The 20,779-nt window shown below is 72.4% G+C and carries 12 protein-coding genes; 2 read left to right on the top strand and 10 right to left on the bottom strand.

Annotated elements, in window-relative coordinates; genetic code table 11:
• Nucleotides 1–17 precede the first annotated feature (17 nt).
• Nucleotides 18–533, bottom strand: a complete 516-nt coding sequence (locus ACZ69M_RS41900; RefSeq protein ID WP_470058395.1) for a MarR family winged helix-turn-helix transcriptional regulator — start codon at nucleotides 531–533, stop codon at nucleotides 18–20.
• Nucleotides 534–657: 124 nt separating this feature from the next.
• On the opposite strand from ACZ69M_RS41900, the gene ACZ69M_RS41895 reads away from it, so the two are divergent.
• Complete coding sequence (locus ACZ69M_RS41895; protein WP_470058394.1) at nucleotides 658–1,071, top strand: organic hydroperoxide resistance protein; 414 nt, start codon at nucleotides 658–660, stop codon at nucleotides 1,069–1,071.
• A gap of 52 nt (nucleotides 1,072–1,123) precedes the next feature.
• Here the strand turns inward: ACZ69M_RS41895 and ACZ69M_RS41890 are convergent, their stop codons facing one another.
• From ACZ69M_RS41890 to ACZ69M_RS41850, 9 genes are all read right to left on the bottom strand, one after another.
• Nucleotides 1,124–2,749 carry a hypothetical protein gene (locus ACZ69M_RS41890; RefSeq protein ID WP_470058392.1) on the bottom strand — a complete coding sequence of 542 codons (1,626 nt, stop codon included), beginning with the start codon at nucleotides 2,747–2,749 and terminating at the stop codon, nucleotides 1,124–1,126.
• Nucleotides 2,750–2,795: 46 nt separating this feature from the next.
• Nucleotides 2,796–4,052 carry a hypothetical protein gene (locus ACZ69M_RS41885; protein WP_470058455.1) on the bottom strand — a complete coding sequence of 419 codons (1,257 nt, stop codon included), beginning with the start codon at nucleotides 4,050–4,052 and terminating at the stop codon, nucleotides 2,796–2,798.
• Nucleotides 4,053–4,108: 56 nt separating this feature from the next.
• The gene (locus ACZ69M_RS41880) at nucleotides 4,109–6,319 is read right to left on the bottom strand and encodes a bifunctional glycosyltransferase/CDP-glycerol:glycerophosphate glycerophosphotransferase (RefSeq protein WP_470058391.1); all 2,211 of its coding nucleotides are present in this window, start codon (nucleotides 6,317–6,319) and stop codon (nucleotides 4,109–4,111) included.
• Between the two features lies 1 nt (nucleotide 6,320).
• Nucleotides 6,321–8,519, bottom strand: a complete 2,199-nt coding sequence (locus ACZ69M_RS41875) for a bifunctional glycosyltransferase/CDP-glycerol:glycerophosphate glycerophosphotransferase (RefSeq protein WP_470058390.1) — start codon at nucleotides 8,517–8,519, stop codon at nucleotides 6,321–6,323.
• A 175-nt stretch (nucleotides 8,520–8,694) separates the two neighbouring features.
• On the bottom strand, nucleotides 8,695–10,965 hold the full coding sequence (locus ACZ69M_RS41870; protein WP_470058388.1) for a bifunctional glycosyltransferase/CDP-glycerol:glycerophosphate glycerophosphotransferase: 2,271 nt from the start codon (nucleotides 10,963–10,965) through the stop codon (nucleotides 8,695–8,697).
• A gap of 149 nt (nucleotides 10,966–11,114) precedes the next feature.
• Entirely contained in the window at nucleotides 11,115–12,023 is a 909-nt protein-coding gene (locus ACZ69M_RS41865; protein ID WP_470058386.1) for a carbohydrate ABC transporter permease, read from the bottom strand.
• On the bottom strand, nucleotides 12,020–13,300 hold the full coding sequence (locus tag ACZ69M_RS41860) for a carbohydrate ABC transporter permease (protein WP_470058385.1): 1,281 nt from the start codon (nucleotides 13,298–13,300) through the stop codon (nucleotides 12,020–12,022). The genes ACZ69M_RS41865 and ACZ69M_RS41860 overlap by 4 nt, the downstream gene beginning before the upstream one ends.
• A gap of 67 nt (nucleotides 13,301–13,367) precedes the next feature.
• On the bottom strand, nucleotides 13,368–14,801 hold the full coding sequence (locus ACZ69M_RS41855) for an ABC transporter substrate-binding protein (RefSeq protein ID WP_470058382.1): 1,434 nt from the start codon (nucleotides 14,799–14,801) through the stop codon (nucleotides 13,368–13,370).
• Between the two features lie 215 nt (nucleotides 14,802–15,016).
• Complete coding sequence (locus ACZ69M_RS41850) at nucleotides 15,017–18,445, bottom strand: FHA domain-containing protein (protein WP_470058453.1); 3,429 nt, start codon at nucleotides 18,443–18,445, stop codon at nucleotides 15,017–15,019.
• Between the two features lie 477 nt (nucleotides 18,446–18,922).
• On the opposite strand from ACZ69M_RS41850, the gene ACZ69M_RS41845 reads away from it, so the two are divergent.
• Entirely contained in the window at nucleotides 18,923–20,665 is a 1,743-nt protein-coding gene (locus ACZ69M_RS41845; protein ID WP_470058380.1) for a serine/threonine-protein kinase, read from the top strand.
• Nucleotides 20,666–20,779: the final 114 nt, after the last annotated feature.

Genomic DNA, 20,779 nt, shown 5'->3' with positions numbered 1-20,779 from the left:
GTCCGGCGGATCGGACCCTAGGAGACGTCCGCGCCGACCGCGGCCAGGGCCGCGGGGTCGAGCGTCGCCGCGTCCAGCGCCGCCGTGAGCCGGTCGAGCCGCGCCTGCAGCTCCCGGATCTCCTCGATGTCCGCGCCCGTCGCCGCGGCGATCCGGCGCGGCACGAGCAGCGCACGCTCGCGCAGGGCCGTGCCCTCGTCCGTGAGGTGGACGTGCACGGAGCGCTCGTCCACCGCACTGCGCTCCCGTCGCACCAGGCCGGCCGCCTCCAGCCGCTTGAGCAGCGGGGACAGCGTCCCGGAGTCGAGCCGCAGATGCTCGCCGACCTTCTTCACGGGCAGCTCGCCGTGCTCCCACAGCACCAGCATCACCAGGTACTGGGGGTAGGTGAGCCCGAGGTCCTTGAGGACCACCCGGTACACGCCCCCGAAGGCGCGTGAGGCGGCGTTCAGGGAGAAGCAGATCTGCTGGTCGAGACGGAGGTAGTCCCCGTCGGACGGGGCCTGGGTGCTCGGGGTCGGCATGGCGGTCATGGCTCCATGATAGCTCTTGCCCATCATTAAGTTGTGCACAATTGAATTGCGTGCTCTAATTGAGGCCGTGAGGCGGTCGGACCGGCCGCCCCGGCAAGACCTTGACTTGAGAGGGATGGTCCCCATGGACGCGCTCTACACCGCTGTCGCCACCGCCACCCACGGCCGTGACGGCCGCGCCGTCAGCTCCGACAACAAGCTCGACATCCAGCTGGCGATTCCGGTGGAGATGGGCGGCAGCGGAAAGGGCACCAACCCCGAGCAGCTGTTCGCCGCCGGTTACGCCGCCTGTTTCGCCAGCGCCCTCGGTGTCGTCGGCCGCATGGCGAAGGTCGACGTCAGCGACGCCGCGGTGACCGGCGAGGTGACCATCGGCAAGCAGGGCGAGGGCTTCGCCCTGGCCGTCACGCTCCGCATCGAGCTGCCCGAGTCCGTGGACGAGGCCACCGGCCGCAAGCTGGTCGAGCAGGCCCACCAGGTCTGCCCCTACTCCAACGCCACCCGCGGCAACATCCCGGTCGAGCTCGTCATCGAGTAGTTCGCGAGCGAGTGACCCAGAGGCTGTGACGCCACTCGGTACCCGCGCCCCGTCAGGGGCGCGGGGCTGTGGCATGCGCGGCTCCGCCGCGTCCACTGCGCGGAGCGACCCTCGCGAGGACCTCGCCCGTGCGCCGGCTCCAGTCCACCACCGTCGCCTCCTCCGGCACCCGGCTCCACCGCGTCAGCAGCAGCCACCGCACGTGATACCGCCGCACCACCGCGGAGCGCCGCGCCGGCGTCGACGCGGGGTCGAGGTACCCCCGGACGGCCGCGAGCCGCCGCACCCGCTCCCGTTCGTCCAGTCCCGCGTCCGGCCACACGGGCGCGGCCAGGTTCGGGCCGTAGCCCGGGATCAGACGGGCGGCGTAGTACCCGTCGGCGATCACCACCTCGCCGGGCTTGATGTGCCGTGCCGCCCAGTCGTACGAGGGCCAGCGCGGCGGCTGGTCGAAACTCACCGGATCGAGTGAACGCGGTACGACGGCACCGGCCTGCACCGTGAGGAAGCCGACGCCGGCGCCGACGGCCGCCACCGCCCCCAGCGCCCGCCGCCACACCGGCCACGGCCGCGCCGCCGCCAGCTCGATCGCGAGCGCGAACTGCGGTGCCACGAGCGCGAGTCCCAGGATCCTGCCGTAGGTGTAGTGCCCGCTGGCCCAGCCGTACGCCACCACCAGGCAGTCCAGTGCGAACATCAGCACCAGGGGGTCCCGCCGGGAGCGCCGTGCGCGCAGCCATAGTGCCGGTACCCCGATCAGCGCCAGCCAGAAGTGTCCGGGCACCCCCTCGTACAGCCGCCGGTGCATCGCGTCCATGCTGTGGTCCCCGGGCAGCGTGAGGACGTCGAAGTACGGCCAGAGATGGGCGACCATCAGCGCCGCCGCCCCCGTGATCGCCCACCGGGCCGCCACGGCCGCCCGCCATCCCCGCTGCCACCCGGCCACGAACGCCACCGCCCCGAGCGCCGCCGCCGACGCGGTGATCGGATGGACGAGCAGGATCAGACCGTAGAGGACGCCGAGCCCCTTGTACCCGGACAGGCTCCGCAGCCCGCTCGGGCCGACGAACCGGACCGGGCCGCCGATCCCTCCCGCGAGCGTGCCCGTGAGCGCCCAGGCCCAGAAGGTGAGCCCGATGGCGAACGTCGACGGATAGCCGAGGTTGCCCGTCATCGACATCAGCCCGAGGTACCCGCTCGACCAGGCACGCTCGGTGCCCCACAGCAGCACCATCGCGAGCAGCGCGCACACCGGTGCCCAGGGCCGGCGGGGCGCCAGGACGCGCACGAAGCGGCCGATCCCCGTCAGCAGCACCAGCAGGTTCAGCGGCGTCGAGAGCCGGACCACCTCCCAGCCCGCGAGCCCCGTCAGCCGGGCGAAGGCGCCCTGGGCCACGGTGTACGGAGAGTAGAAGGGGCTGCCCTCGCCCGGCAGGTCCGCCGTCGGATGGGCCGGATGCAGGAGGTTGGCCTTGAGGCGCTCGACGACCGCCGCGTGCTGGCCGAAGTCGCAGCACATCGGCACCCGCCAGGAGGCGAGGCACAGCACCAGCCAGAACAGTCCGCCGAAGACCTGATAGGGCGTGGGGTGCCAGGGGGTGCCGCCGCGCAGCGCGGTCGCGCCGCGGGCGGTCCGCCGGACGGGGAGGTCGACCTCGGTCTGAGCTGTTCGGGTCATTTGTCGTATATGCCCACCGAGGCCGACGGCTTTGCCGAACTTCACCTCATCGAGCGACTCGTCGAGGCACGGTGTCGAGCCCCCACACCCGCGGCCGTACGACCTGTTCCAGCAGCAGCGGAAGTCCCACCACCGGCAGCAGCCACGCCAGCACGATCAGCCGGTCGCCGTAGATGTTGATGTCGGGGTGCCCGGCCTGGTTGAGGACGCCGGTGAGCGCGCCCGCGACCAAGAACACCCCGAAGGCCGGACGCTGCCGCAGCGCGCCCCAGGCCCCGGCCAGCAGGGCCGTCGGGAAGAACGGCTGCCGGAGCTCGCGACGCAGCCACTCCACCCAGAAGTTGACCTCCAGGTCGAGGAAATCCGACCACGGACGGCTGCGGTCGGGCCGGGAGAAGTGGGCCGTGAGCAGGTCCTGGAGGGACTCCGACTCGGACGGGTGGCCCAGCACCTTCGCAGCGAGCAAGGTGACGGCGACCCCGCAGGCCGCCACCACCCCCACCTCCCGCAACGGCCGTGCGAGCCTCCGTAGCGGTTGCCGTGCTCCGCCGCGCCGGATGCCGAGCACCGCGCAGGCGCCCGCCAGGCACAGCCCGAGGAACAGCGCCTGTGAGTGCTTGACGGCGAAGAGCGCGGCCAGGGACCCGCCGACCAGCGCGGTCGCGGCCCGCGTGCGGCCCTCCAGAGCGAGTGCGCAGCCCCACAGCGCCGCCAGTGTCAGGGTCAGCAGCAGGCCCTCGGTCATGGGCCGCATGGCGGTCGTGCCGCACGGCAGGACGTAGAAGAGGGCCTGTCCGGTCAGCGCGGCGACGGTGGGGGCACGCAGAGTGCGCAGCACCAGGAAGGCGAGTACGCCCCCGGTGACCGTGATGAGGACACTCGACGTCCACAGGCCCCACTTCACGCCGAGGACGGTGATGAAGGGGACCAGGAAGAGGGGGTAGCCGGGGCGCGCCTCGAAGATCCGCATGAAGCGCGGCGGCATGAACGGCACGGTGCGGCCCACCGTCTGCCCGGCGCTCAGCCGCTTCGACACCCAGCCCCACTGGTCGCGCCGGCACTCCTCGACGACCCGCCCGGCAGGGCTCGGCTCATGGAAGTGGACGACGTTGACGCTCTGGTTGCGGCGCGCGATGGACGCCCGGCCGGCGCAGGCGTAGTCGATGGTGGCCGCGGCCGCCTCGCGCTTGCTCGCGCCGCGCAGACTCAGGGCGTACGAGAGGTAGTTCTTGGTGTCGGGGGTGTCGCGGCCGGTGACGTTCGCGAGCTGGAGCAGGGCGAAGACGGCGGCCAGGACGACCACCCAGAACCGGGGCGGGCGCGGCTTCACGAACGGGCCGACGACGGTTTTGAGGGCACTCACGACGACGTGAGGACGTCGTGTCCCGCCTGCGCGGGCAGCACCGCCACCGGCGCCGGGTGCTCGACGCGCTCGCCGAGCATCAGCGTCCGTACCACCCGCTCGGCCGCCCGCCCGTCGTCGAACGCGCAGAACCGCGCCCGGAACCCGGACCGCAGCCGTGCCGACTCCTCGTCCCGCCAGGACCCGGACGCGAACAGCCACGCCAGCTCCCGGTAGGAGCGGGCCACATGGCCCGGCGCGTCGGCCGTGATGTCGAAATACGCGCCCCGGCTCGCGGCGTACGCGCCCCAGTCGTCCGCGTGGATCACGATCGGCCGGCCCAGGTTGGCGTAGTCGAACATCAGGGCCGAGTAGTCCGTGACCAGCACGTCGGAGGCGAGCATCAGGTCCTCGACGTGCGGCTCGTCGGTCGCGTCGAGCACGACCCCGCGCCGGTGCAGCTCGGACAGGCCCATCCCGCGCGAGGGGCCGTCCGTGAGCGAGGGGTGCAGCCGTACGAGGAGGGTGTGGCCCTCGCCGAGGTCGTCGGCGAACCGGGCGAGGTCGATCCGGTCGACGAGTCCGCCGCGGACGTAGTCACGGCGCGTCGGCGCGTACAGCACCACCCGGTGGCCGGCCGGGATGCCGAGGCGGGCGCGGACCGCCGCACCGTCCTCGGGCCGGGCCCGTACGAGGACGTCGTTGCGGGGGCTGCCGGTGCGCAGCGAGGTGAAGTGGCAGGGGTAGGCGCGGTCCCAGACCAGTTCGGAGTGGCGGTTGGCGACCAGGCTGTAGTCCCAGCGGTCGGCGCGGCGCAGCATCTGCGGCACGTCGAAGCCGTGCCGGGCGCCTGGCTTGTCGCGCAGGTCGGCTCCCATGTACTTCAGCGGGGTGCCCTGGTGGGTGTGCACATGGACGCTGCCCGCGCGCTTGACCAGGGTGCCGGGCCAGTTGACGTTGTTGATCAGGTACGTGGCGCGGGCGGTGACCCGGCGGTAGCCGAGCGAGTCCGGCAGGACGTACTCGACGCCGGGCGGCAGCAGCGGCACCTGGTCCTCGCGCACCACCCACACCCCCCGGACGTGCGGGGCGAGTTCGCGCGCCGCGTGGTAGATCGCGCCCGGGTCGCCGAGCACCCCGCGGTGCGAGAACGCCGAGTACACCGCGAGGTCCGGGTCCAGCGGCCGGTGCTCGTGCGCCGCGGACCAGCCGCTCTTGACCCGGCCGGCCGCCACCTTGCGCACCTGGAGTCCGCGCCGCCCGAGTTCCGCGCCGAGGCGGCCGGACTGGCGCCGGGCGAGGTAGGTCACGTACCCGCCCTGGAGGACACGCAGTTCGCGCGGCACCGGGCCGCCGCCCTTGTGCTTGCGGAAGAGGACGGCCGTGCGCCGGAAGAACTCGCCCTTGTCGGAGGCGGGCAGCCGGTCCGGCTTGGCGAGAATGTCCAGACAGTGTTCGCCCATCTTGCGGTGCAGGAACGGGCGCCAGCTCGACAGCCGCGGGCGGGAGTCGACGAAGGCGAAGACGCGCTCGTACTGGTCGTGGATGTCGAAGTGCTTGCGGCTGGTGGTGGACAGGATGTTGCCCTGGCGGCGCTGCCGGTAGCTCAGGCAGATCCGGTCCAGGGTGGCGATCCGCTCCGCGCTGAGCAGGACCGGGAAGGTCCAGGGGGTGTCCTCGTAGTAGCCGGGCGGGAAGGTGAAGCCCTCCCGCTCGACGAACGCGCGGCGGTAGACCTTGTTCCACACGACCATCAACAGGTCGAGGAGCTCCGGGTGTTCGGCGGCCGTGAAGCAGCCGTCGCCGCCCTCGGCCAGCACCTGCGCGAGGGCGTTGCGGCGCGTGCCGCCCCACCAGTAGGTGCGCGCGTAGTCGAAGACCAGCACATCGGGGTCGGCCGTCTCGTCGAGGCGGTCGGCCAAGGCGCGCAGTGCGCCCTGCGTGAGGGTGTCGTCGCTGTCGAGGAAGAAGAGGTAGTCCCCCGTCGCGTACGGCAGTCCGGCGTTGCGGGCGCGGCCGAGGCCGACGTTCCGCGGCAGGTGCAGCACCCGCAGGCGCGGTTCGCGGGCCGCGTACTCGTCGAGGATCGCGCCGCAGCCGTCCGGCGAGCAGTCGTCGACCGCGATCACCTCGATGTCGGTGTACGACTGGTCCAGGACCGAGTCGAGGCACTCGCGCAGAAAGCCCTGCACCTTGAAGACGGGGACGATGACGCTGAAGCGGGGCACGTCAGCTCCTTACGAGGGTGGACGCGGCAGGGGCCGGAAGGCGCTCGGCGAGCGGGATCACCGGCGGGATCGCCTCCGGCGGCCGGCCCAGCAGCACTCTGCGGACGACCCGCTCGGCGGCCTGCCCGTCGTCGAACTGGCAGAAGCGCTCACGGAACGCGGCCCGCAGGGCTCGCGAGGAGTCGTCCGCGTAGGAGCGGTCACGGAAGGCCCCCGCTAGCTCCCCCGGGGTGCGCACCACCGGGCCCGGCGGTGCCTCCATCAGGTCGAAGTAGACGCCCCGCGTCTCCTGGTAGACCTCCCAGTCGTCGGCGTACACGACGATCGGGCGGTCGAGGTTGGCGTAGTCGAACATGATCGACGAGTAGTCCGTGATCAGCGCGTCGGCGGCCAGGCAGACGTCCTCCGAGGCCCGGTGCCGGGTCACGTCGATGATCCGGCCGCTGCTTGTGCCCCTGCCCTCGTCGTAGAAGTAGTGGGCGCGCAGGAGCACGACGAACTCGTCGCCGATCTCCTCGCAGAAGGCCTCCAGGTCGAGCCGGGACTCGAAGCCGGTGCTGTAGTCGCGGTGCGTGGGCGCGTAGAGAAGGGCGGTCCTGCCCTCGGGGACGCCCAGCCGGGCGCGGACGCGGGCCACGTCCTCGGCGGTCGCCGTGCAGTAGACATCGTTGCGCGGATAGCCGTACTCCAGGGCCTCGTACGTGCCCGGGAAGGCCCGCTCCCACATCTGGGTGGAGTGCCGGTTGGAGGAGAGGTTGTAGTCCCAGCGGTCCACCCGGGCCAGCAGCTTGGCGAAGCTGCCGGTCGCGGCGGCCACGATCGGATACGTCGACTGGTCGACGCCCATCGTCTTCAGCGGGGTGCCGTGCTGGGTCTGCAGATGCACGCTGCCGGGCCGCTTGACGACACCGTCCGCGAAATTGGCGTTGTTGACCAGGTACTTGGCTCGGGCCAGCACCTCCCAGGCGCGCGGGCTGCCGATCACCGCGTGCTCGACACCGTCCGGGACCTGGTCCACCGCGTCGGCCTCGACCAGGAACACCGAGCGCAGATGCGGGGCGAGTTCGAGGGCCTTGGCGTGGATCGCGGCCGGGCTGCAGGCGTAACCGCGGCCCCAGTAGGCGCAGTACACGACGAGGTTCTCGTCGAGGGGGAGGCGCAGTTGCACGGCGTACCGCGCGCGGGCGCTCAGCAGCCGGGGGTGCGGCAGCTGCCGGCCGGCCCTCGTCATCCGCCGGCTGACGCCGCGCAGCGCGCGGAAGGCGCTGTACGCCCCGGCGGCCAGGAGCCGGTACTGCACCCCGATCCGGCCCGGCGGCGGCTGGAACCCGGCGGGCCGGTGGCGCCGGTAGAGCCGGCCGGCGCGCCGGAAGAAGGCCCGGCGCCGGTGCAGCGGAAGCCGCTTCGGATGGGCGGCGGACTTCAGCACCGCAGCGAAGAGGTCACCGAACAGCGCCCGCGACCGCTCCACGGACAGCTTCTCCTCGGCCGCCCGGCGCAGCACCAGGTCGACCTGGTCGAGAAGCTGGAACTGGTGCTCGCCCGGCGTGTTCAGGCGGCTGCCCTGCCGCCGCAGCCGATGCCGTACGACGACCTGGCGCAGCACCGCCACCCGCCCGGCGGCGACCGTCACCAGGCCGCCCCAGCCGAGATCCGTGAAGTGCCCCGGGGGGAAGGCGAGGCGCCGCTCCCGCAGGAACGCCCGGCGGTAGGCCGCGCTCCACGCCGGAAGGCCCGCCCCGGTCAGTCGCGGCGCCCGGTCCGGGGGGAACACCCCGTCCGGGGCCTTCGGGAGGGGCGGTGTGCTGGTCTCGGCGTCCCACCAGTGGACGCGTTCGTGTCCGAAGTAGAGGACGTCCGCCTCCTCGGGCTCCTTGCGGAGTGTGTGGTCCAGGGCGGCCAGCGCGCCCGGCACCAGGACGTCGTCGCCGTCGAGGAAGAGCAGATACGTGCCGCGCGCCGCCCCGGTCCCGGTGTTGCGCGCCCCGCTCAGTCCGTCCGCGGGCGGTGAGTGGACCGGGGCGACCCGGGAATCCCGCGCGGCGTACCCGGCGGCGACCTCGCCCGCCGGGGAGTCCGGCCCGTCGCAGACCGGGATCAGCTCGAAGTCGCCGAAGGACTGGTCGAGGACCGAGTCCAGTGCGAGGGCCAGTCGCCCGGCGACTCCATGAGTGGGGACGATGATGCTGAAGCGGGGCATTCTGCTCTTTCTCTGCTTACTTCTCTGGGTGCTTCTCTGGGTGCTTCTCTGGTTGCTTCTCGGGCTGCTGCCGGGGTGCTGGTGGGTGTCAGCGCCCGGGCCGCCCGGCGGGGCGCCAGGTGACGGGTCTCGTCGGGGTGGGCCGGGAGGGGCTGGAGGGCATGCCTGCTCCGGTTCAGAGGGTCTCGGCGACGGGGCGGACGGGGGTGCCCGGCGCGGGCACGGTGGCCAGGGGGGTCCGGGGACGGGCGGCTGCGGCCGAGGGGACCGGGTGGCGCTCCGCGGGCGGCAGCACCCGCGGCAGCCCGGCGCTCTCGCCCAGCACGACATGGCGCACGACCCGCTCGGCGGCGCGGCCGTCCTCGTACGGGCAGAACCGCTCGCGGAACGCGGTCCGCAGCTGGGTCGAGCGGGAGCCGCGCCAGTGGCCGGTCGCGAAGATGTCGATCAGCTCGTCCTCGCTGCGCGCGACCGCGCCCGGCGGGAAGTTCCGCAGGTCGAAGTAGGTGCCCCGGGAGGCCTGGTACGCCTCCCAGTCGTCCGCGTGGATCACGATCGGCCGGTCCAGGACCGCGTAGTCGAACATCAGGGAGGAGTAGTCGGTGACCAGCGCGTCCGAGGCCAGGCAGAGGTTCTCGATGCTCGGGTGGTCGGAGACGTCGATGAGCCGGGCCCCGGAGCGGGTGCTCAGCGCGGCGGCGTACGAGTGGTGGGCGCGGGTCAGGACGACGAACCGGGGGCCGAGCCGGCGCAGGACGTGCTCCAGGTCGAGGGCGAGACGCTGGGTGCGGCGGTAGTCGCGGTAGGTCGGCGCGTACAGGACGGCGACCGTGCCCTCGGGGATGCCGAGGGACTGCCGCAGCCGGGTGACGTCCGTCGAGGTCGCCCGCTGGAACACGTCGTTGCGGGGGAGGCCGTACTCCAGCGTCGTGTACGCGGCGGGGAAGACGCGCTCCCAGATCAGGGTGGAGTGGCGGTTGCCCGACAGGCAGTAGTCCCACTTGTCGGCGCTGCGCAGCAGCTCGGCGAAGTCGGTGTCACGGGCGGCCGCCGGGCGGTCCTGGAGGTCGAGGCCCATGTACTTGAGCGGGGTGCCGTGCTGGGTCTGGATCATGATCTGGCCGGGGCGCTTGACCAGTCGGCGGTCGAAGTTGACGTTGTTGACGAGGTACTTGGAGCGGGCGAGCGCCGTCCAGTACGCCGTCGTACCGGGCCGCAGACGGCGCGTCGAGGCCGGGATCGTGTGGTGGTGCTCGGGGTGCGCGATCCACGCCGTACGGATGTGCGGGGCGAGTTCGCGGAACGCGGACTCCAGGGCGCCCGGGTTGCAGCCGTGGCCGCGCCCCCAGTAGCTGGAGAAGACGGCGCGGTCGGCGCGCAGCGGCAGGCGGAGCTGGACGCGGTAGTGGAACTGGAGGGCGCCGCCGCGGACCTTGCGCAGCAGTCCCTTGACGCCACGCAGCGCCTTCTTGTGGGTACTCGTGGCCAGGCCGAGCAGCCGGTACGTGCGGTGGTTGCCGAGCCGGACCAGGGCGTGCCGCAGGCGGGTGCGGAGGCGGACGGGGGCGCCCGGGGCGCGGTAACGGCGGTAGTGGGTGCGGGCCTTGCGCAGGAACTCGGCACGGGTGCCGCGCGGCAGCCGGCCTCGCTTGGTGAACACCGTGGAGAGGTGGTCGACCATGCGGCGGAACAGGACCGGACGCCAGCGTGCCAGTTCCGGGTGCGCGTCGAGATGCGCGAAGACGCGGTCGTACTGCTCGAAGATGTCGAAGTGCTTGCGGCTGCTGGTGCCGAGGATGTTGCCCTGACGGCGCTGGCGGTAGTGCACACAGACCCGGTCGAGGGTGGCGATCGTCTCGGCGGAGATCAGCGCCGGGTAGGTCCAGGGGGTGTCCTCGTAGTAGCCGGGCGGGAAGGAGAGGCCCGCGCGCTGCACGAACTCCCTTCGGTACGCCTTGTTCCACACCACCATCAGGACCCTGAGCAGCCCCGGCCGGTCGTCGAGCCGGAAGGGCGCGGGTCCCCGCTCGCTGAGCTGCTCCGCGAAGCGGTTGCGGACGATGTCCCCGTTCCAGTAGGTGCGCGCGTAGTCGTAGACCAGGACGTCCGGTTCGGCGGTCTCCTTCAGCCGGTCGGCGATCGCGCGCAGGGTGTCCGGGGTGAGGGTGTCGTCGCCGTCCAGGAAGAGCAGGTAGTCGCCGGTGGCGTGTTCGAGACCCGCGTTGCGGGCGCGGCCGAGGCCCACGTTCCCCGGCAGGCGGACGGGACGGACCCGGGAGTCACGGGCGGCGAACTCGTCGATGATCGCACCGCAGGCGTCGGGCGAGCAGTCGTCGACGGCGATCAGTTCGAGGTCCGGACAGGACTGCTCCAGCACGGATTCGAGGCATTCGTGCAGGTACGCCTGAACCTTGTACGCGGGGACGATGACACTGAACCTGGGCAAGGGACATCCATGGGTCGGCGCGGGCATACTGCCCGGCAACGGCCGAAGGGGTGACTTGGTTACGCCAGATGTGGCATACGGGGGATTCTGGGTGAACGCCGAAGGGCGAGCCGGTGTCCGGCTCGCCCCTGATGTGCTTATTTGTCCGGCTACTTCACCGCGCCCGCCATCACCCCGGACACGAACTGACGTTGGAACGCGAAGAACACGGCCAGCGGGATGACCATCGAGATGAAGGCGCCGGGCGCCAGCACGTCGATGTTGTTGCCGAACTGGCGCACCTGGGTCTGGAGTGCGACCGTGATCGGCTGGCTGCCCGCGTCGGAGAACACCAGCGCCACCAGCATGTCGTTCCACACCCACAGGAACTGGAAGATGCCGAGCGAGGCGATCGCGGGACCGCCGAGCGGCATCACGACCTTCAGGAACAGGCGCAGTTCACCCGCGCCGTCGAGCCGGGCCGCCTCCAGCAGCTCCCGGGGGATCTCCGCGAAGAAGTTCCGCAGCAGGAACACCGCGAAGGGCAGACCGAAGCCCACGTGGAAGAGGATCACCCCGAAGATCGTGCCGAAGATGCCGATCTTGCCGAAGAGTTCGGCGATCGGGATCAGCGCCACCTGCACGGGGACGACCAGCAGACCGACCACCGCCAGGAACCACCAGTCGCGGCCCGGGAACTCCATCCAGGCGAAGGCGTAGCCCGCGAGCGCGCCGATGACGACGACGAGGACGGTCGCCGGGACGGTGATCAGCACCGTGTTCCCCAGCGAACTGGTGATGTCGCCGTTCTCCAGGAGCTTCTGGTAACTGTCCACGGTGAGCTGGGAGGGCTCGCTGAAGACCTTCCACCAGCCGGACGCGCTCATGTCCTCCGGTGTGCGCAGCGAGGCCAGCAGCAGCCCGATCGTCGGCACCAGCCAGAACAGGCCGACGAGGAGGAGGAAGACCCGGACGATCCCGCCGCTGACACCGCTGGCGAGCCGTGAGCCGAGCGACGGCCTGGGCCTGACGCCGGTGACGGGCGCGGTCTTCGTGAGACCGCCGACGTGGGTGGTCATCGCCGTACCTCCCGCCGCAGTCGGCGCACGTTGAACCACACCACCGGGATCACGAGCAGCAGCAGGAACACGGCGATCGCGCTCGCGATGCCCGGCTGGTCCTCGGAGAAGCCCTTCCGGTACAGCTCGAGGGCCAGCACGTTCGCGTCGTCCTGGGAGGAGCCCGGCGGGATGATGAAGACCAGGTCGAAGACCTTCAGCACGTTGATCATCAGCGTGACCAGGACGACGGCGAGGACGGGCGCGAGCAGCGGCACGGTGACCCTCCGGAACACCTGCCACTCGTTCGCCCCGTCCACCCGCGCCGCTTCGAGGAGTTCACGCGGCACGCCCGCGAGCCCCGCCGCGATGAGCACCATGGCGAAGCCGGCCCACATCCAGACGTACGCTCCGATCACGGCCGGGGTGACGAGCGACGGGCCGAGCCAGTCGACGCCGTTGTACGGCTCCCGGAAGTTGCTCGCCGGGAGCCGCAGCCGGGCCCCGTCCGCCTTGTCGGAGAGCGTGAAGGTGCCGTCGTCCCGTACCTTCGCCGAATCGACGACCTTGCCGTCCTTCACCGCCTCGATCTTCATGCCCGGGTAGCCGAGTTCGCCCGGGTCGACCTGGCCGAGCCTGCCGACGCCCTTGCCCCGGGTGAAGTCCTGCCAGGCGGTGCCGGTGACCTTGCCGGGCTCGGACGGTGCCTGTACGGCCTTCTTCGCGCCGCCCGGCATCTTGTCGGGGGCGACGCCGACGAGGGGAAGGGAGACGGACTGCCCGGCGTGCACGGCCTGTTGGGTGAGGAACCCGCCCTTGTCCGGCCGGAGCGGCGACTGCCGTCCCGGGTGGGCGTTCGGGAACGCCGACGACTCGGCGAAGGTGTCGTGCACCCCCACCCAGACCGCGTTCGCGACCCCCTTGTTCGGGTCCTGGTCGTACACCAGCCGGAAGATGATCCCCGCGGCGAGCATCGAGATCGCCATCGGCATGAAGACGACCAGCTTGAACGCCGTGCCCCAGCGGACCCGTTCGGTGAGGACCGCGAAGACGAGACCGAGCGCGGTCGCCACGGTGGGCGCGAACACGACCCAGATGACGTTGTTCTTGAGGGCGGTACGGATGCCGTCGTCGGTGAACAGCGCCTTGTAGTTGTCGACCCCGGCGAAACCGTCGCCGGACTGGTTGAGGAAGCTGCGGATCAGCGAGTACCCGATCGGGTAGACCACGAGCGCGCCGAGCAGCACGAGACAGGGCAGCAGGAACAGCACCGCCACGGTCCTGCGGGTGCCGGTCATGCTCTTGCGTGTGCGGGCCGGAGGAACCGGTGCGGTCCCTCCGGCCGTTGCCGACGTCATCGCCGGATCAGCTTCCGCTGCCGTACGCCGCCGCCGCGTCCTTCTCCAGCGTCGCCTGGGTGCCCGCGACGTCGGTCGGGTTCTTCAGGAAGTCCTGGAGGTCCTTCCACTCACCCTTGCCGGGCGTGCCGCCGAAGGCCTGCGGGGCCTGGTCGGACATGTCGAAACGGAAGTCGTCGCCCGACGCGATCAGGGACTTGGCGATCTTCTGCTGCACCGGGTTCGGGTACGCCGAGTTCGGCACGTTCTTGTTGGGGGAGAGGTAGCCGCCCAGCTTGGCCTGGATCGTCGCCGCGTCCGGGGAGGCCAGGAAGGTGGCCAGCGCCTGCGCCGCCTTGGAGTCCTTCAGGATGACGGCCGCGTCGCCGCCGGAGACCACGGGTGCCGTGCTGCCCACGGCAGGGAACGGGAACACCTTCGCGTCCGTGCCCACCTTGGCCTTGGTCTCGCCGATGTTGACCTGTGCGAAGTCGCCCTCGAAGACCATGCCCGCCTTGGGCTGGTCGCCGCCGGTGAAGGTCTGGGTGACGGAGTTCGGGAACTCCGTCTGCAGGGCGCCGTTCGCGCCGCCCGCGATGTAGTTCTTCTTGCCCCAGATCCCGGCGAGGGTGGTGAGGGCCTGCTTGACGGACGGATCCGTCCACTTGATCTTGTGCTGGCTCAGCTGGTCGTACTTCTCCGGGCCCGCCTGGGAGAGATACACGTTCTCGAACCAGTCGGTGAGGGTCCAGCCGTCGGCGCCGCCGACGGAGAACGGGGTGACACCGGAGTCGTAGACCGTCTGCGCGGTCGTCAGCAGGTCCTGCCAGGTCTGGGGCTCCTTCGCGCCCGCGTTCTCGAAGACCTTGGCGTTGTACCAGATCAGCGACTTGTTGGCGGCCTTGTAATACACGCCGTACTGCTTGCCGCCCACCTTGCCGATGTCCTGCCAGCCCTGCGAGTAGTTCTTGGCGAGCTCGGCCACGGCCTCGGGGCCGAGAGGCTTGGCCCACTTCTTGTCGACGGCCTGTTTGATGGCGCCGGGCTGCGGGAGCAGCGCGACGTCCGGCGGCTGGCCGCCCGCGATCTTCGAGCCGAGGAAGTTGATGATCGGGTCCTGGGCCGCCACGAAGGTCACCTTCGCACCGGTGCGCTTCTCGAACTCCGCGAGGACCGTCTTGAAGTTCTTCTGCTCTTCGCCGGTCCAGACGGCGGCGACTTCGAGGCTCTCGCCGTCGAGCTTGGGGAGGGTGACGGTGTCGCCGCTCGCACTGGCACTGCTCGTACCTCCGTTCTCCTTCTTGTCCTTGCTGCCACCGCCACACGCGGTGAGGGCGAGCGCGACGGCGACGGCGGCTGCGGCGGCCTGCGCGGCCCTGGGTGACCCGCGGTGGTGTGCGGCTCTGCGTGACCTGTGCGTCGAGTGGTTGGGCGACTTGTGTGTACGAAGAGCTCTGTGCATCACTGCCCCGTTCTCGTTCTTCGTCGAACGTCCGGCGCTGTCCCGTGCGCTCTGGTCTACGCCCGGGGCATCGAGGGCGGCAAGAGCGCCTGCGCTGTCAAACGGGTGATCGTGATTGGGTCGTGACGTGGGCGGCTGTGCGCACGCGGTGCGGACGGGGCCGGTGTGGGCAGCGCGTTCATGAGGGCCGGGTGTCGCGTACGGCCGTCGAAGACCTACAGCAACGACGGTATCTCCACGGCCGCCACCGACCTCGCCGCCCGCTCGAGCGCGCTGGCCAGCAGGGCGAGGTCCGTGGGGCCGTTGCCGAGTTCGCGGACGGGGCGGCGGGCCGGGGGGTCGCCCATGCGGTGCCATTCGAGGGGAACGACCGTGGGGCGGAGGGTGGCCGTGCGGGGGATGCGGCCCGTGACCCGGCCGGCCTGGAAGGGCGTGAGGCGACCGTCGGGAGTGGACAGGCGACCCCGGCCGGGGGCGGGTTCGTCCGCGCCGGGGGACACCGGGTCGAGGGAGATACGGAGCGAGGCGGCGCGGCCCAGTTCGGTGGTCGCCGTGCGGCCGTCGTCCGCGGCGGCCGCCACCAGGTGCACACCGAGGCGGTCACCCTCGCGGGCGACGGCCTCCAGAGCCCGTACGACCGAACCGGCCGCCGGTCGTCCCGGGGAGCCCAGCGCGGGGGAGAGCAGCGCGTCCAGGTCGTCGATGATGACGAAGAGACGGGCCAACGGGGGGCCCGGATCCGTCCGTTCGCGGGCGGCCGCCGGGCGCAGCCGCAGGGTGGAACTGGGGGGCGCGTCGAGATCCGCGGCGCCGGAGGCGGCGGGAGAGACGGAGGGGGAGGCGGAGCCGGGCTTCGCTCCCGGGGAGGGTTTGGGGGAGCGCTGGGTGACCATCCGGCCCGACACCTCGCCGCGCGTGTGCCACTCCGCGAAGCCGAGCCGGCCCAGAAGCTCGGCCCGCCGCTTCAGCTCGGCGCTGAGCGCCTGGGCGAACTCCCGCATCCGCACGGGGTCGTTGGCGGTGAGGTGGGTGGTGACGTGGGGCAGGTCCGTACAGACCCGCAGCCCCTCCGCTCCCTGGCCCGCGCCGTGGCCGCCGGTGCTGTCCCGCCCGTCCATCAGCACGATCCCGAGCCGGTCGGGGCGCTCCGCGGCGGCCAGGGACGCGGCGATCGCGCGGAGCAGCTCCGTACGACCGCTGCCGGGCGGGCCCTCGATCAGCAGGTGCGGGCCCTCGGCGGGGAGGTCCACGGCGACCGGGCCGCGCGGGCCGGCGCCGAGGACGGCCCGGCCGCGGCCGCCGAGCGCGTCCGTGTCGTCCGCCGCGTCCGCCCAACGCGCCATGAGGGATGCCGGGGTGGCCCGGGCCAGTCCCAACTCGTCCAGCAGACGGGCCGCTTGAGGGAGCGGCGCGGACACACGCGCGTGGCGGTCGGCGTGCGCCCCGTCCGTACGGAGGGGGGCCAGTGCGCGCGCGAAACGCTCCGCCCAGGCCAGTGACACCGCGTCCACCGCGGCGACCGTGCCGTGCCCCACGGGCCCGTCGGATCCCACCCGCATCAGCCGCAGCGCCGTCGCCACATCCCCGCTGAGCAGCGCGACCGCCCCGCACTCCCGGAACGCCGGTGATGCCTCGCAGGCCGCCCCGTACGTCTCCGTCACCGGGGACGCGGGCGACGCGGACACCGTCTCGGCCAGACACACCACGTGTATGCCCGCCCGCACGCCCTCGTGCGTCAGCCGCAGCACCGCCTCCCGTACGTCGGCGCCTCCGGGGTCCCCGTCCACGACGAGCACGGTGAACGGCCCCTCGAAGTCCCGGTCGGTGCCCGCCGGGTCCTCGTCGCGGGCCCAGGACGGGCGCCGTGCGCCGCCCCGCGTGTCCACGGGGACGCGATCGGCCCTGTCGTACGTGCCCCGGGCGCCGCCTGTTTCCGTGAGCTGGTCCTCCAGGCGGCGCAGGAGCTCGTCCGTGCGTGCCGTCGCCTGTTCACGGTCGTAGGCGAGGAGGAGACGGCAGTCCTGGCCGTGGGTGGGGCGCAGATGCGGGAGCCAGCCGAGCCAGGACCACTCGGCGGTGCGCTCCTCCACGGGGCGGGAGCGGTCCGCGCTGATCAGGACGATGTCGAGGGTGTCGGGGGAGTGCAGCGCGGCGAGCTGGGCGACCACCGAGCGGGCCAGCCCGGCCAGCCGCGCCCGCGGCCCCGCCAGGCCCAGCGAGCCGACCTCCCGCAGGCCCGCGGTCACCGGCACCGCGGGCACCAGTCCCGAACCGTCGGGCGCCGCCCGGTCCGCCGTGCCCAGCCGCACCGTCAGCGTCTCCGGGTGGCCCGGGCCGCGCTCCCACAGCCGCGGTCCCGGACCCAGCGCGGTGAGCAGCAGCGTCGCGGGATCGGGCCAGCTCTCCGGGGCCTGCGTGGGCAGGGAGGCCGCCAGGAACTCCGCCGCCCCGTCATCCCCGTCCGTCTCGTACGGATCTCCCGGTCCGGTGCCCGGCAACTCGCCCCGGCCGCCGGTCAGCCGACGCGCCCACGCGCCGAACCCGCTCCGCTTGCGCATCCCCGGTGGCACGTCGGTGCCTCGCGTGGGTGTGCCTTTGCGGGTGCCCGGCTCCGGACCGTCCGTGGCCCGGGGCGTGACTCCGCCCCCCGACGCGTCCGGGCCGGACGGCCGCGCGGGCCTGCTCTCGATCCGGGGCGCACGGCCCTGCTCGGGCACGACCGGCCCGTGCTCCTGTGCCCCGGGGACACCGCCCGCGGCTCCCCACTCCGCCGATCCGAAGCCGTGATGTGTGTCACCGACGGGCGGCACGGGCAGCGCGCCGGCACCGGAGGCGCCTCCCACGCGCGCGTGGGGCACGACAGGGGCGGAAGGACCGGCGGGACCGGCGGGACCGGTGGGACCGGCGGAGGGCGACGAGGGGCCGGGGCCGGTGGGCGGCTTCGGGCGGGTGGCCGTACCGGTGAGGGTGGTGACCCTGACGTGGCCCTCCCCGTCGGGTGTCGTGCCCACCGGATCCGCGCCACCGGGCGGAGCCAGTCGCAGGGCGGACTCGCCGACGCGCAGCAGCGCGCCCTGCCCGAAGCGGACCGGGCGGGTGCCGACCTGGGTGCCGTCCAGCGTCGTGCCGTTCGTCGAGCCCAGGTCGGCGACCGAGACGCGGCCCTCGGGGGTGACCGTGACCGCGCAGTGCAGGCGGGAGACGTCGGGATCGTCCAGCGGGACGTCCGCGTCGGCGGAGCGGCCGATGTCGATCCGGCCGCCGTGCAGCAGGTGGACGCCGCCCGCGTCGGGGCCCGCGACGACATGGAGCCGCGCCGCGACCCCGTCCACGTCGGGACCGGGTTCGGCGGGGCAGCCCAGGGACAGCACGGCGCCGTCCGTCAGGGGTGGCTCGCCCAGGGTGCAGCGCTGGCCGTCGAGGCGCTCGGCGCCCGCGTACAGCACGACGGGACCTCCGCCGAGCTCCCGGCCGCGGTCGTGCTGGCCTGCGCCCTCACCGCCGACCGCCGAGGCCAGACCCGCCGCCACCGCTGCCAGCGCCGTCCCGGCGGGAGCGGTGACCAGCACATCGCAGGCCGCGGCTCGCCCCCGCGGCTCCGAGGGCGAGCCCAGCGGGTCTACGACGGTCAGCCGGATCTGCATCGCCGCCAGCGGTCCCTTCCGCGCAGGCACCCGCGAGGAGGGCGAGGCTGTGCCGCGGTCCCCCACCGCAGATTCCCCCACCGCACACGGGCACGTCGGCCAGTACTGAAGGCATCCTCGCACCTGTCACTGACAACACGCCCGCCACCCACCGGCAAGTGATCTTGATTGGTCGGCTCTGCCCGTAAAAGTGCCTGACCAGTGCCCGACCGGTGCCCGCTTGAGATCGGTCACGTCGCCCCCGTGGACGCCGATCGGCAACCAACCGCCGCATGCGGGCGTCTTTCCATCGAACATGCGCGGGAACGCGTACGTAAGCGCTTATGCGAAGCACAGGTGCTCATGGGAAGCAGTGAGAAGCGCGGGAAGACGACAGTCCGGTGCCAGGTGTCTCGGCACTACAGTGGGGCGGAAACCGCCGCAGCATGTTGACGACGGCGGACGGACCAGGCAAGCAAGCAACAGGGAGCGCATGACGTGCGGCCGGTAGGGAGCAAGTACCTCCTTGAGGAGCCGCTTGGGCGCGGCGCCACAGGCACTGTCTGGCGAGCCCGCCAGCGGGAGACCGCGGGCGCCGAGGCGGCCGTCGCGGGCCAGCCCGGCGAGACCGTGGCGATCAAGGTCCTCAAGGAAGAGCTCGCCAACGACGCGGACATCGTGATGCGGTTCCTCCGCGAGCGCTCCGTCCTGCTGCGCCTGACCCACCCGAACATCGTGCGGGTACGGGACCTCGTCGTCGAGGGCGACCTGCTCGCCCTGGTCATGGACCTGGTCGACGGCCCCGACCTGCACCGCTATCTGCGCGAGAACGGCCCGTTCTCGCCGGTCGCCGCCGCGCTCCTCACCGCCCAGGTCGCCGACGCGCTCGCCGCCAGCCACGCCGACGGTGTCGTGCACCGCGACCTGAAGCCCGCGAACGTCCTGCTCAAGCAGGACGGCGGCCAGATGCACCCGATGCTCACCGACTTCGGCATCGCCCGGCTCGCCGACTCCCCGGGCCTCACCCGGACCCACGAGTTCGTCGGCACGCCCGCGTACGTCGCGCCGGAGTCCGCCGAGGGACGCCCGCAGACGTCCGCCGTAGACATCTACGGCGCGGGCATCCTGCTGTACGAGCTGGTCACCGGGCGTCCCCCGTTCGCCGGCGAGTCCGCCCTCGAAGTGCTGCACCAGCACCTGAGCGCCGAGCCGCGCCGCCCCTCCACGGTCCCGGACCCCCTGTGGACCGTCATAGAGCGCTGCCTGCGCAAGAACCCGGACGAGCGGCCCAGCGCCGAGAACCTCGCCCGCGGGCTGCGCACCGTCGCCCAGGGCATCGGTGTGCACGCCAACTCCGCGCAGATCGCCGCCGCGGAGGGCGTGGGCGCGCTGCTCGCCCCCGACCCGGCGCCGGCCGCGGTGCCGGGCGTGCCCGGCGCGGCCGACCCCACGCAGGTGCTGCCGCACAGCGCCCCGGGGGCCTACGACCCGAACGGCGCGACCAGCGTCCTGCCGCACACCGGCGCCCCCGGCATGCCCGGCGCCGCCGACCCCACCGCCGTACTGCCGCACCGCGGTGCCGCCGACCCGACCGCCGTCATGCCGCCGGTGCCCCCGCACCAGCCGGGCGGCCAGCCGGGACAGCCCGGGCAGCCGGGACAGGGCGAGGACCCGCACCCCTGGCAGAACCAGCTGCGCGCGGCCCGGGACCGCAACGAGCAGACCCAGGTCCAGTACCTCGACCCCGACCAGGACCCGCTGCGCCGCCGTCCGCAGCGGCAGGTCGCGCGCCCGCAGCAACAGCAGCGCCCGCCGCAGGGACAGCAGCCGCCGCCCGGATACGGGTATCAGCAGCAGCCGCAGCAGTACGCGCCTCAGCAGCAGCCCCAGCAGCAGTCGCAGCGCCGTCAGCGGCAGCAGCAGCCGCAGGGGTACGCTCCCGCGCCCCAGCAGCAGCCTCAGCGGTACGCGCCCCAGCCGCAGCAGCCCGAGGCACCGGCGCCCCGTCAGTCGCGCGAGCCGCGGCAGCGCAGCGCCAACCCGATGAAGATCCCGGGACTCGGCTGCCTCAAGGGCTGCCTGTTCACGATCGTCATTCTGTTCGTCGCCGGCTGGCTGGTCTGGGAGTTCAGCCCGCTCCAGCACTGGATCGGGACGACCAAGGGGTACTGGAGTGTGCTGAAGGACGGGTTCACCACCGCCACCAAGTGGATCGGGGATCTCGGCGGTTCCGGTAACTAGCTCCCGCCGATTCCCTTTTGATTCCCGGTGAATCCCTCGCGGTTTCCTCGCGACTCTGGGGATTTGTCGACATCTGACGGGTGATTTCCGTCTCCGGAGTGAAGGTTGGCTCTT

This window comes from Streptomyces sp. NPDC107454 (assembly GCF_055582885.1).
The sequence above is the reverse complement of the archived record's forward strand: the minus strand, read 5'-3'. Positions and strand labels throughout refer to the sequence as shown.

Bases quoted from the DNA above. Each gene is read 5' to 3' on its own strand.
- ACZ69M_RS41900 (WP_470058395.1), bottom strand. From the start codon at position 533: ATGACCGCCATGCCGACCCCGAGCACCCAGGCCCCGTCCGACGGGGAC.
- ACZ69M_RS41890 (WP_470058392.1), bottom strand. From the start codon at position 2,749: ATGACCCGAACAGCTCAGACCGAGGTCGACCTCCCCGTCCGGCGGACC.
- ACZ69M_RS41860 (WP_470058385.1), bottom strand. From the start codon at position 13,300: ATGACCGGCACCCGCAGGACCGTGGCGGTGCTGTTCCTGCTGCCCTGT.
- ACZ69M_RS41875 (WP_470058390.1), bottom strand. From the start codon at position 8,519: ATGCCCCGCTTCAGCATCATCGTCCCCACTCATGGAGTCGCCGGGCGA.
- ACZ69M_RS41855 (WP_470058382.1), bottom strand. From the start codon at position 14,801: ATGCACAGAGCTCTTCGTACACACAAGTCGCCCAACCACTCGACGCAC.
- ACZ69M_RS41895 (WP_470058394.1), top strand. From the start codon at position 658: ATGGACGCGCTCTACACCGCTGTCGCCACCGCCACCCACGGCCGTGAC.
- ACZ69M_RS41865 (WP_470058386.1), bottom strand. From the start codon at position 12,023: ATGACCACCCACGTCGGCGGTCTCACGAAGACCGCGCCCGTCACCGGC.
- ACZ69M_RS41850 (WP_470058453.1), bottom strand. From the start codon at position 18,445: ATGCAGATCCGGCTGACCGTCGTAGACCCGCTGGGCTCGCCCTCGGAG.